Consider the following 11,435-nt stretch of genomic DNA (forward strand, 5'->3'; position numbering starts at 1 on the left):
TTGCCAGCCATTATGGCCGACTCGGACCCCAGCTTTTTCCACTTACCGAGCTGTCCGAATTCCCGGCGCCACCTCTCACGCCCAACTTAACTATGCGGGCTTGGGTGCGTTTGTCGGGATACGCAAGCGACGTGACGCGCCTGTTTCCCCTGACCGCCGGCTAGCCGCTGCAAACACGGTCCGGGACCAAAACGATGCCCTATGACAACCCTCACGGCGTCGCGGTCGGCTTGTTACCGGTGATGCGAAGTGGACGAATCGAGCTTGCGGGCATTGTCCGCGGCAAGTTCGGTGACGACGGCCACGGCAAAAACGCGCTGTTCGGTGGCTACGTTGATAAAGGCGAGAGCATTGAGCAGGCCATCGCCCGTGAAGCGGAAGAAGAGATTGGCTTCCTGAGCACGCCCAGCGACTGGCGCCTAATGCATTCGCGCCACGTTCCTGAGAAAAACATAAACTTGGTCTTCTGTCTCTACCGCAGTCTCCTCGAGACCGACGTCCTGGCTGGTACGCCGATGTCCGATGAGGTATCGGCTTTCTTGTACATCGACCAATCAACGGCTCTCGCTTTCCCGCTGCATGAGGAAGCGGTGAGGGTTTTTTACACGGAATATGTCCGTCTGTTCTTCGATGAGCGGGATGAGCGGCGCTAGACTGATGCGCGAGCTGCAAGTGATCACGAGTCGCATGGCGAGGTACGCGGATTGCCAGCACCTGACTTAGCGTCCCTAACAGAGCGCGACCACTTCCATATTAGAGACCTGATGCGTGATAGCCATTTCGCCCGCTCGATTAACGCAGTGCTCACGACTGCTGCAACCCTGTGCATTGTCGGGGCTTGTACTACTGGCGGCGATGTCTCAACCCGCGCGCAAGTGCGGAAGGATCTCGCCACGTATCGCTGCGCCGGTTTCGATCCGATCTCAGACGAGATCACGTATCCGGCTGACGTTGAGCGAGCGCAAGCCCGGGTCGCCGCGGGGGAGGACTGCGCTAGTGATCGGCAGCCGGCGGTTCGCCCCTGAACTCAACCACCGAGCGCAAAAGACGAAGCACGAACCGATGTCTCCAAGCTGATACGAGCTAACCTGCCGCCGAACAAGCTTCTCAGAGGCAGCAATGACTAGCGCATACTTGATTGACCCGTTAGCCCGGACTATCACCATCGTCGAGCGCGGAGACAAAACGTCCCTTTCGCCAGTCTACGCGCTGCTCCACTGCCGAGGCGTTGAGCGATACGCCTTGGGTGGCGGCGACCTGCTCTATGTTGACGAACAGCCGCCTGCGGGCGGCGGCGCATTCGTCTGCCACCTCTACCCCGACACTTCGTTCATCGGACGCGCACTATGGATTGGCTCAAGCGCCGAAGGTGAAGAAGCCGACCCGGACGTGTCGCTTGATATCGCGGCGGAATCGATCGTTTTCGTTAGCGGCGACTTCCTCAATGAATCGCCGGTCGATGACCGATCGGCCGCGTAGCAATCTCAGGCGTGCAACTAGGCTAGACCAGGAAGGAGGGCATATTGTTGACGCTCAATAGTCACAAAAACGAAGCCCCGACCAATGAGGCTTTGGCCGGGGCTTGTGCGAACAACCTGACTGCAACGCCTACAACACTGCGATAAAGCACTACTGCTGAACAACTACTACGACCTCTCGAATCACTATACCGACAACCGCTGCTTCCGATAGAAATTAAGTTCGGCCGGTTTGCTCGGTGAATATCGTTTCGCGCTTTCGCGTTTGTTTCGCCGCGATCAGAAGAAGTGTAGACGCGAAGGGACTTTTCCTATTCAGCAATAGCCTGTGAAACCACGCTCTATGCGCGCGACCGACCGACTACTGGCCTTGGTGCCGATAAGGCGGCTGCCATGCAATCAATTCAACGGCGGGTGCGACTCGTTTCCCTGGCCGACGGTACTGACGGATAGCGCCCGCACTCCGAAACGTCCGCGCAAAACCGCACGGTGGGTGACTGCCCACTACTGGCTGTTCTTCGTTGATCCCGCTGAGCCACTGCCCGCACCGTGGCTGCGGCCCGAACCGGTGCTCTTGTGCGTTCCGCCGTTGTTAGTCCTGTTCGACGAGCCATTCGTCGTTGCGCCGATGCCGGTTCCCTGCGTCATACTGCCAGCAGCGCCGGCATGGCCGCACGCCGCACCGCCGGGCATTCCTGCGCCCCCACCGCTCCAGCCGGCACCCGTACCCCTGCCGGTTCCCCACCAGCGCCGGCGGCCGTCCCACCGCCCGCTCCACCGCCGCCTGCACCGCCGGCGCGCGCTCCACCGCCCCCGCCTGCTTGTGCGCAAGCGGCGCCGGATAGCGCCATGACAAGCGCCGACGCGAGAATTTTCTTGGTCCTGGATTTCATTGTTGGCCCCCAAATTTACAATGACATCGCGCAAGCGCCGCCTGCCTGCACTGACTAGTGTGCATAGGTCGTGCCGCCGCACTTTTTGGACGTTATCGATACAGGCCAACGAGCCGCAGGACGGTGTCAACTTAGTCGCGTTCGTGACATCCCGTGCCGCATCGGGCCGCACCGCTTCGTGGCTAGCGATGCGGAGCGGATTTATGACTGCATTTGAGCATACTCAAGGCTGCCGTTGACCACCTTGATGCATTGGTTGCTTCGGTTGGTTCTGTTGCAACTGCCCTTGGGCTTTTCCTTTTCCTTGATCGTTACGCGGGTTCGTCGGGTTCTTATTGCCAAGCTTGGACTTCGGCATTCCAGTGCTCCTTTTCCAAAAACAGTTGGGGCTGTCACTACCGCATATGGTGTTCCTGCTTCGCGATAGCCATCTTTTGACTATGCGGCTGTATTGGCCGTCATGGACGCCGGCAGCAGCGGTCAATCAAGTCCCGACGGTTATTCAGCTTGGATCCAAGGCCAGGAGGTTTTTCAGCATCTCTGCGGTTGCACGTCCGCAACTACCGCATACCGACGGCGCGCCGCATTGCAGCGGTGATTCCTTGGTAAGTGCGGTGGAAGTCCCCGTGGATCCACTCCGAGCGAATGCATGCGCGCTGCAGCCGTCTTGATTGTCCACCCCGTCTGCGCGGCTGATCTCTTTGAAATGATCCCAGGCGATCGGCATTCAGACGCCCATGCATTGGCATGCGACACATCGAGCACATCACGATGCGCCGCGCGGGCGACGGGCAGGCAGAGACCCGCGAAAGAGCAGATCCAACGACATTGACGCCGATTATCAGCAAGCAAATCGGGCAGATTGACTCCAGACGATGCTACTTTCAATCGCCCAGTCACAGTTCCGTACGGCGGGGCGGGCCGTCCGTGGCCGGGTGCGGCGATTTGTTAGCCGTAGCGAAGAACGCCGATATCGGTAAGCTCTCGAGCTGCGACGAGCCACCGCATCGGCAGTACTCACATTCCTACTCAAGCGCAGTTCCGCGCTGCAACGTTGAGGTAGTCTCGCCCATGGGTCGAGCGCCGGCCGCCGCCTTAACGAACGTGGTCATGGCCGATCAAATTTTTAGCCGACGTGGTTCGGAACGGCGAATAGGCATAGGGAATGCGAGCGTGCCGCACGTGGAGCATAAGCAAGGAGACAACAGCAGATGGACACGGTGACCGGCAAGCGAACGAACCGGCGAGATTGGCGCGACCGGCTTCATTATTTGCTACCGGCCACAGCATCGATTTTAGTGAATGCAGCTGGAGTAGCAAATGCCGAGCAGCTTTGAATCGGATGATATTTACCGCTATCAGGAAGTCAAAGAACTCCAATGCGATTCCCAGGGCCGCATCGCCGCATGCGAATTGTCGCAGCCCGATCGTGCTTCGAATGGCAACCAAACGTTCATTTGGCTTTTGACCCTCGACGGCTCGAAGGAGCCTCTTCAATTGACCTATAGCGGTTCGGACTCCTCGCCACGGTTCCGTCCAAAGGAGCATGCGCTCACCTTTCTATCGAGTCGCGGCGGCGGGCGCCAAGTCTATCTGTTGCCGCTCACAGGCGGCGGTGAAGCGCGGCGGCTGACCGATATTCCGTCGGGGATCATGTCGTTCGAGTGGGCGCCCGATGGCGGCCATCTGCTCGCAATCTGCACGATGACGGTCGACCCCGAATTGCGCGGCGATACCGCAAGCGGTGGCGGCGATGGCGCAAGCCGTCCAGCGGACGCACCGCATGTCGTTTGGCGTCTTCCGTACAAACTCGACGGAGTGGGATACACGCTTGATTCTGAGATCCACCTTTTTTGCGTCGAGGCGGCGACAGGCGAGGCCACGCAATTGACGAAAGGACCGTTCGAGGTCGATAGCGCCGACTGGTCGCCGGACTGCGAGCGCATCGCATTCACGCGCACACGCGAGGGCCGCACCGCGCATCGCTCCGATTTGTGGATAGTTGACCGCACAGGCGAGAATGCGCGACGCGTAACCGAGAAAGTGGCCACATGCAGCTACCCGCGCTGGTCGCCAGACGGCCGCTACATCGTTTTCACAGGCTCCCTGCAGGAAGGGGATGCCCAGATGCGGCTGTGGCTGCACGACGTCACTTCCGGCCAGACGTGTGGACTCGGCGATGAAGACATCGAGGTAGTCTCCGGATCGACGGTGTTCTGGACGCAGGACTCGTCAAAAGTACTTTTCGTGCAGGCGCGCAACGGCCGGCAGGAGATCACGGCGATATCGATCCCCGATGGGGAGCTTACCCGGGTTGTCAAAGGCGACAGGCAGGTCGATGCCTTCTGCATGCACGCAAGCGGCCTCGTCTATGCGATCGAGGATGGTACCTCGCCGAAGGACGTATGGGTTTGCTCGCTCGACGGCGCCGGAGAGCGTAAGCTGACTGACTTCAATCCGTGGTGGCGCGACAAGACTGACACCGAAATCGTCATGCGGCGCTTCGAGGTGCCCGACGGCGACGGCGGCACCGAATTCGTCGACGGCTGGATATTCGGGGCGAAGAACCGTGACATGAGTGGTCCACTTTTGGTTGACGCGCATGGCGGGCCGTCGAGCTATACGTTATTGAGCTTCAACTGGCATGTGTACTGGTACCTGCTTGCCTCCAAAGGATGGAGCGTGCTTGCGTTGAATCCGGTCGGATCGAGCAGCTACGGAAGAAACTTCAGCTCGCGAGGGCGCAAACGTTGGGGGCAGTGCGACCTCGATCAGCAGATGGCGGCTGTCGATGCTCTGCGCAACGAGGGCCTCGCCGACGAGCGACTAGCGATCACGGGCAAGTCGTACGGTGGCTACCTCAGTGCATGGGCGATCGGCAATACGACGGCCTTCAGGGCAGCGATCGTCTCCGCGCCGGTGACCAGCATCGAGAACCACTATGGGGTTTCAGACAGTGGCTACTATGCGGATGCCTATTCAATGTATGGGGAGCTGAGCGTCAAGCGTGACGAAATGCGCGAGTTGTCGCCGCTCAGCTACGTTGAGCGCGTCGTCACACCGACGCTCATATTGCAGGGGGAAGCGGATCAGCGTTGTCCCGTGTGCCAGGCTGAGGAGCTTTACACGGGAATCATGACCCAGACCTCGACGCCGGTGGAGATGATCATCTATCCGGGCGGCAGTCACCATTTCTTTGAAAAGGGAAAGCCGTCGCATCGCAAGGATATGTTGGAGCGCATGCTGCAGTGGCTGTGCCGGTGGATAGAGCAGCCAGGAGCCGACAGCAATCAAAGCATGGAGAAAGGCATGGATCGACCGCGATAGTCGTCGTCTGATCAGAGTGCGGTTCTTTCAGACACTTCCCTTTAACCAGAGTCGCATGAGCCTTGGCTCCGGTGCTTTTTTTCGCGCCTCGCAAATCGGGCACCGGCAAAGGCAGCCTCGCTTGCAGTTCCTTAGTCGGAGTAGTTGCATGACGCACGTCAATGGAAGGCGCCCGAAACTCGTGATGTTTCCCACGCGAAACGCTCCGCCCGCCCCAGGGTTGACCGAAGACGACTTTTGCATATACGCCTCGTGCCGCGGCAGCAGGGCAAGCGGCTACTACGGGACCTTGAAAGTTGTGAGAAAGACTGACGGACGGATTTTGTTTCCGTTCGATGGGGCGGATACGATTGGCCCTTATGCAACCAGGGACGCTGCCGTCGCCGCCGCCGAACACAGGGGCGATGAAGTGGTCAGGGGTGATCTCCGCACGCCCGAGCTCTGAGTCTTTTGCCAGCTGCGCCCTCATCGACGCGACCTAAGCGTTCTGAACGAGCGTTGAGCGTAGCCAGCCGGCCATGCTGAAGACGTTGACGGCCCTCGGGGGCGCTGTTGCTCAAGTCGTGGTGACGGCAACGACCCGTTCTCTCGTCTTGATACTGGCGCTTGGCTTGTGTCGGCGGTTGCTCCAGCATGGGTAGATGCGTCACTCCGTTCCGGCCATGACCGGGCCGTGCAGCATGGCATTGCGACGCCGAATCGAGAGCAATCCTTGAGGCTGCGATGACAGTCGGCTGCGGGATAAAGCAAGCATTGAGACAAAGGTGGCAGTCGTAACGCGCGCGAACAGTCGCTTTTGCAGCAGATGATGTGCTTAGCGCGGACGTTAAGCGTCTGCATGCGGCACCAACGGCCGGCTCTGTTCCATCCGCTGTGGAACAGAGCCGGAGGCGCTACAACGTCGAGCGCATAACTCTCTCAGCCGCCGCTTTATTCGTCGCGGTTCTCGTTGTTGCGGTTCTGATTGTTCTGGTTTTCGTTGTTCTGATTGTTTTGATTCTCGTTGTTTCGGTTCTGATTCTCGTTGTTCCGATTCTGATTGTTTTCGTTGTTTTGGTTATTTTGGTTCTGGTTGCGTTGGTTCTCTTGCGTAGACATGGCAAATCTCCAAGTTGGTACGAGCGCGGGATGCGCGACGTGACTTCGCATTCCGCATGCCTATCAAGGTCGGGGGCTGTCCCAAGTGCGTTCTCTCAAATCAACGTTGGTAAGCAGTGCGATGTGGCCACGGAATATGGCCCTGGCGTCGTCAACGCGCAAGCCACGGCGCGCGAGCACTCGTCGTTGCGGACGGGTGGGCGAACGTGATCTCGTCGAAACTGCAGCATTGCGAAAATTTTCAGATCGCTGCCTCCCTACCGTCTCCGGCCATAGGTGCCGGATCGGTCCTTTCCGGCCGATCGGCCATCGCTATAGTTACCCGCAGGCACGCAAAAGGGCGCTAGTTAGACCCTGTCCAGTTGCATGCAGAAGCCGAGGTGTCCTGACAACCTTGCCTCATCCGACCGGGAAAGGGGTATTATATTTTGGTATCTCTTGCCTTTAGACCAAACATGCCGAGCAAACACGCGTTGAGCATCAGTGTCACGGAGCGCCTAGCGGCATTCATTAAGCAAGAAGTCGACGGCGGGCGATATGGTTCCGCGAGTGAGGTCGTGCGCGCTGGGCTGCGCCTGCTCGAGGAACAAACGCATATCGCCAGGTCGCCCGGAAGTCTCACGGACCGTACGCTTGACACTTCGGAGCCCCCCGCGAAAAAGCGCGCGCCGACTCAGGGGAAAGCATGACCGCGCCCGACAACTTCCCAATTGTGGGCGTGGGCGCCTCCGCGGGCGGAGTAGAAGCCCTGGAGGGATTTTTCCGCGGCCTGACGGACAACCCGGGGCTGTCGTGCGTGATCGTTGCGCACGACAGCCCGGACCGCCAAAGCATGCTGCCGGACAGCATATCGCGCTTCACTTGCATGCCGGTGCGACTCATCACTGACAATGAAGCTGTCGAAGTCGACAGCGTGTACCTGTTACCGACCGACGCGGTGGTAACGATCGAAAACCGTAGACTTCGCGTGAAGGCACAGGACAACTATCGTCGCGAGCGCAAACCCGTCGATATCTTCTTCAGTGCGCTCGCCGCGGACATTGGTGAACTCTCGGCTGGGGTCGTCCTGTCAGGCGGTGACTCCGACGGTATGCTCGGCATTAAAGCCATCAAGGAGCGCGGTGGGCTCACGCTCGCTCAGGCACCTGACCGATTCGGCTCTCACGACGCGGGCATGCCCGACAGCGCCATTGCAACAGGGCTAGTCGATCTGGCTGTACCGGTGGAACAAATGGGGCCAAAGCTTGTGAGCTTCGCCGCCGGTCTGTTCGTACTCGACGGGCTGGCAGAGAACGCCGACAAGCACGCGCAAGGCCAAGCGCTCGACGAAGTTCGCGAGGCCATTTATTCGGTTTTGCGCAATCAGATGGGGCACGACTTCAGCGGCTACAAGGTCAACACCTTCCTGCGTCGGGTGCAGCGGCGCATGCAGGTGCTGGAGATCGAGACGCCTCAGGCCTATGTGGCGCGTCTTGGCGCTGATCCAGAAGAAGTCACTGCGCTCTTTCGCGACCTGCTGATAAACGTGACCAGCTTCTTTCGCGACGCACCGGCGTTTGAGACCCTCGCGGAGCTGATTGTCCCCAAACTGTTCGAGGGCCGCGGCGTAGACGACACGGTCCGCGTTTGGGTGCCGGGCTGCGCGACAGGCGAAGAAGTCTATTCGATTGCGATGCTTATGCGGGAGTACATCGACGGCCTCGCTCAGCCGCCGCGCGTGCAGATTTTTGCAACCGACATCCACGACGGGGCGCTCGCCGTTGCGCGTGCCGCGCGCTACCCCCTTCCTCTACTGGACGGTGTCTCCGAGGAGCGGCGCAAGCGGTTTTTTATTCTAGACGGCGACAGCTACGTGTTAAGCAAGGAAGTCCGTGATCTGTGCATCTTTTCGCCGCATAGCGTCATTCGTGACCCACCTTTTTCCCGTATCGATCTCGTCTCATGTCGCAACTTACTGATTTACTTTGGCACCGAGATTCAGAACCAGGTTATCCCGACATTTCATTTTGCGCTGCGCCCGGATGGATATCTGTTTCTCGGCACCTCGGAGGACTTGGGCCAATTCGATGAGCTCTTCTGCCCTGTTGAGAAACAGCACCGCATCTTCCGGCGTCGCGCTAACGTCTCAAGGCAGATTCGCGTGCCATTGCCCGCGTCTTTCTCAGCGACCGGCCATCTGGCCGCTGTCGCTCCGATCCGTCCCGCGCTCGGCGGTGCCGCCTTACGTCAGGTCGTCGACAGCCACATGTTGGAGCGGTTCACTCCGCCGCACCTTCTGGTTACACGTGAAGGCGACGTCGTCTATTACTCACCGCGCACCGGCAAGTATCTCGAGGCCGCGCCGGGCGCCCCGTCCCGGCAAGTTTTCGCAATGGCACGCAAGGGCCTCGGCCTGGAGTTGCGCGCGGTGTTTCGGGAAGCCGTCGAATCCGACAGCTCGGTCACGCGCGAGGGCGTGGCAATCGACGGTGAAGACGGCCGGGTTCAGGTCATCAGTCTGACAGTCGAACCGCTACCCGAACAGGCGCACGCGGAACGCATGTATCTGGTCATCTTCGCAGACCGAGGGCCTGTTCTGTCCCGCGAGGACGCGCTCGTGCGCGCCCAAGCCATGCGCGATGGTACAGCGCTCCAGATTGAGAAGGAGCTTCGCGATACACGTGAACGCCTGCAGTCGATGATGGAGGAATACGAAACAGCGCTTGAAGAGCTCAAATCAGCCAATGAGGAACTTGTTTCCGTCAACGAGGAACTGGAGTCTTCCAACGAGGAACAGGAGTCATCAAAAGAGGAGCTCGTCTCGCTCAACGAGGAGCTTCATACCGTCAACCTCGAACTCAATGGAAAGATTGACGCGCTAAACCGGTCGAACAGCGATCTACAGAACTTATTTGAGAGTACGTCGGTAGCCACCGTTTTTCTCGACCGCCATCTCGTGATTCGTTCGTTCACGCCAGCGATGGCGAGCATATTCCACATCCGACCGATCGATCGCGGCCGCCCTATCACGGAGCTGGTCAGTCGTTTTGATATGCGCGAACTGGAGTCGGACATCGAGGCAGTCTTCAATATCGACGAGCCACGCGAGCGCAAGGTCGTTAGCAACGACGGACTCACGCACATCCTCGTGCGTCTTGCGCCCTATCGAGACGGCAACGGAAAGACAGATGGCGTAGTCATTGCATTTGTCGACATCACGGCTATGGTGCATGCCGAGGACCGGCAGAACTTATTGATCGCGGAATTGCAGCACCGAACGCGCAACCTGCTGGCGGTCATCCAGTCAATCGCGCAGCAGACCCTGACTGGCGACCCAGCGCTTGACACTTTCACCAGCCGTCTGGCAGCCCTTGGCCGTCTTCAGGGACTGATCGGTGAAGCAGACGGTAACCTCATCAAGCTTGGCGATATCGTGCAACTGGAGTTCGATGCACTCGGCGTCGCGGACAGTGGCCGGATTACGGTGGGTGGCCCCGTCGTGCCGTTGGGCTTTCGCAACGTACAAACGATCGCACTGGTGCTTCATGAACTCGCCACCAATGCCGTGAAGTACGGCGCTTTGAGGGACGAGAACGCCCGGCTGGATGTGCGGTGGAGCGTCGAATCCGAGGTGCAGGGAGCGGCCCACCTGGTGATCAGGTGGCTCGAGAGCGCACTCGGCACGACGCCAGATAGCACCAAGATCGGCTTCGGTCGGCAATTGATTGAGAAAGCGCTCAAATTTACGCTGCACGCGCGAACTGAATTAAAGTTCAATCCTGACGGCGTCTCATGCCATATCGAGATACCGCTGCCGTCAGGCAATTTCTACGGCAGTAAAAACCAGTAAGACGAAAAATGGTAGAAGCGACGAGGAAACTGGAAGGCCGTACGATCCTGCTAGTAGAGGACGACTTCCTGGTGGCTCTCGCGCTATCAACCGTGCTCGAACAGGCTGGCGCAGACGTCGTCGGGCCTATCTCGACGCCACGCGAAGCGGTCGCGCGGCTAGAGAAAGGCAGAAAGCAGATCGACGCTGCAATCCTCGATGTGGACCTGAACGGCGAGAAGTCGTATGCAGTGCCGATGCGCTCGCATCGCGGAGCATCGCACTGTTCGCAACCGGGTATGCCGCCGAGACCGTGGACGCTTGGTACCGCCAATACCTGCGGGTTCAGAAGCCGTTCGAATTACCAGGCGCCCTTGAGGGCGCTGACCCGTTGACCTTGTAATCAGTGTCCGTCCACCGAGACGCGTTTCTGAACTGCTGGGCTCAATGCTTGCTGGGCTTTCGCATGGAGGCCATTTCATGCAAAGAACGACTATTAGACGGGACATCGTTGTGGTGGCAGCTTCGCTTGGGGGGCTTGCGGCACTTAAAACGATTGTTGCCGCGCTACCTTCGGACTTTCCGGCGAGCATCTTCATCGTGATGCACATCGGCACATGGCCAAGTCAGCTTCCGCAACTGCTTGCGGCGGATAGCCCGTTGCCAGTTGTCCATGCCTCCGACGGCGAAGCGATTGCAAAAGGTACGGCCTATGTTGCCCCTCCCGACAGACACATGTTATTGCGCGACGGTATTATTGGCTCTTTTGAAAACGGAGTGGGTAACGGCCTTCAGCGGGCATGCGAGTTGAAGGCGGAGAAGTCCAGTTTG

At 59.1% G+C, this 11,435-nt stretch carries 12 protein-coding genes; 11 read left to right on the forward strand and 1 reads right to left on the reverse strand.

All coding sequences use genetic code 11. The features are described from left to right. Window positions 1-194: 194 nt before the first annotated feature. From AB6804_RS30800 to AB6804_RS30810, 3 genes are all read left to right on the forward strand, one after another. Complete coding sequence (locus tag AB6804_RS30800) at window positions 195-653, forward strand: NUDIX domain-containing protein (RefSeq protein ID WP_370889674.1); 459 nt, start codon at window positions 195-197, stop codon at window positions 651-653. Between the two features lie 111 nt (window positions 654-764). Beyond that, entirely contained in the window at window positions 765-1,025 is a 261-nt protein-coding gene (locus AB6804_RS30805) for a DUF4148 domain-containing protein (RefSeq protein ID WP_370889675.1), read from the forward strand. 94 nt (window positions 1,026-1,119) lie between these two features. After that, window positions 1,120-1,479 carry a hypothetical protein gene (locus AB6804_RS30810; RefSeq protein ID WP_370889676.1) on the forward strand — a complete coding sequence of 120 codons (360 nt, stop codon included), beginning with the start codon at window positions 1,120-1,122 and terminating at the stop codon, window positions 1,477-1,479. 1,115 nt (window positions 1,480-2,594) lie between these two features. Here the strand turns inward: AB6804_RS30810 and AB6804_RS30815 are convergent. After that, complete coding sequence (locus AB6804_RS30815) at window positions 2,595-2,729, reverse strand: hypothetical protein (protein WP_370889677.1); 135 nt, start codon at window positions 2,727-2,729, stop codon at window positions 2,595-2,597. An 853-nt stretch (window positions 2,730-3,582) separates the two neighbouring features. Between AB6804_RS30815 and AB6804_RS30820 the strand changes: the two genes are divergently transcribed. The 8 genes from AB6804_RS30820 to AB6804_RS30855 all read left to right on the forward strand — a co-directional run. Next, window positions 3,583-3,708: a hypothetical protein gene (locus tag AB6804_RS30820; protein WP_370889678.1), complete on the forward strand. Its 126-nt coding sequence runs from the start codon at window positions 3,583-3,585 to the stop codon at window positions 3,706-3,708. Further along, window positions 3,692-5,698, forward strand: coding sequence for a prolyl oligopeptidase family serine peptidase (locus AB6804_RS30825; protein ID WP_370889679.1), 2,007 nt, complete (start codon window positions 3,692-3,694; stop codon window positions 5,696-5,698). Before AB6804_RS30820 ends, AB6804_RS30825 begins: the two co-directional genes overlap by 17 nt. A 184-nt stretch (window positions 5,699-5,882) precedes the next feature. Beyond that, window positions 5,883-6,143 (forward strand): DUF6723 family protein, encoded by a 261-nt coding sequence (locus AB6804_RS30830; RefSeq protein WP_370889685.1) that lies wholly within the window; start codon window positions 5,883-5,885, stop codon window positions 6,141-6,143. A gap of 365 nt (window positions 6,144-6,508) precedes the next feature. Next, on the forward strand, window positions 6,509-7,006 hold the full coding sequence (locus AB6804_RS30835) for a hypothetical protein (RefSeq protein ID WP_370889680.1): 498 nt from the start codon (window positions 6,509-6,511) through the stop codon (window positions 7,004-7,006). Window positions 7,007-7,251: 245 nt separating this feature from the next. Next, window positions 7,252-7,485, forward strand: a complete 234-nt coding sequence (locus AB6804_RS30840; protein ID WP_370889681.1) for a type II toxin-antitoxin system ParD family antitoxin — start codon at window positions 7,252-7,254, stop codon at window positions 7,483-7,485. Then, the gene (locus AB6804_RS30845; protein ID WP_370889682.1) at window positions 7,482-10,625 is read left to right on the forward strand and encodes a CheR family methyltransferase; all 3,144 of its coding nucleotides are present in this window, start codon (window positions 7,482-7,484) and stop codon (window positions 10,623-10,625) included. The genes AB6804_RS30840 and AB6804_RS30845 overlap by 4 nt, the downstream gene beginning before the upstream one ends. A gap of 8 nt (window positions 10,626-10,633) precedes the next feature. After that, window positions 10,634-10,999 carry a hypothetical protein gene (locus tag AB6804_RS30850; protein WP_370889683.1) on the forward strand — a complete coding sequence of 122 codons (366 nt, stop codon included), beginning with the start codon at window positions 10,634-10,636 and terminating at the stop codon, window positions 10,997-10,999. 85 nt (window positions 11,000-11,084) lie between these two features. Beyond that, window positions 11,085-11,435 (forward strand): chemotaxis protein CheB (locus tag AB6804_RS30855; protein ID WP_370889684.1); only part of this gene is annotated, 351 nt, incomplete at its 3' end.

The sequence above is a fragment of the Caballeronia sp. RCC_10 genome, assembly GCF_041360715.1.
GTDB classification, from domain to species: Bacteria; Pseudomonadota; Gammaproteobacteria; order Burkholderiales; family Burkholderiaceae; genus Caballeronia; species Caballeronia grimmiae.

Excerpts from the sequence above, each read along its gene's own strand:
- AB6804_RS30800 (WP_370889674.1), top strand. The coding sequence starts at position 195 with ATGCCCTATGACAACCCTCACGGCGTCGCGGTCGGCTTGTTACCGGTG.
- AB6804_RS30805 (WP_370889675.1), top strand. The coding sequence starts at position 765 with ATGCGTGATAGCCATTTCGCCCGCTCGATTAACGCAGTGCTCACGACT.
- AB6804_RS30810 (WP_370889676.1), top strand. The coding sequence starts at position 1,120 with ATGACTAGCGCATACTTGATTGACCCGTTAGCCCGGACTATCACCATC.
- AB6804_RS30815 (WP_370889677.1), bottom strand. The coding sequence starts at position 2,729 with ATGCCGAAGTCCAAGCTTGGCAATAAGAACCCGACGAACCCGCGTAAC.
- AB6804_RS30820 (WP_370889678.1), top strand. The coding sequence starts at position 3,583 with ATGGACACGGTGACCGGCAAGCGAACGAACCGGCGAGATTGGCGCGAC.
- AB6804_RS30825 (WP_370889679.1), top strand. The coding sequence starts at position 3,692 with ATGCCGAGCAGCTTTGAATCGGATGATATTTACCGCTATCAGGAAGTC.
- AB6804_RS30830 (WP_370889685.1), top strand. The coding sequence starts at position 5,883 with ATGTTTCCCACGCGAAACGCTCCGCCCGCCCCAGGGTTGACCGAAGAC.
- AB6804_RS30840 (WP_370889681.1), top strand. The coding sequence starts at position 7,252 with ATGCCGAGCAAACACGCGTTGAGCATCAGTGTCACGGAGCGCCTAGCG.
- AB6804_RS30845 (WP_370889682.1), top strand. The coding sequence starts at position 7,482 with ATGACCGCGCCCGACAACTTCCCAATTGTGGGCGTGGGCGCCTCCGCG.
- AB6804_RS30850 (WP_370889683.1), top strand. The coding sequence starts at position 10,634 with ATGGTAGAAGCGACGAGGAAACTGGAAGGCCGTACGATCCTGCTAGTA.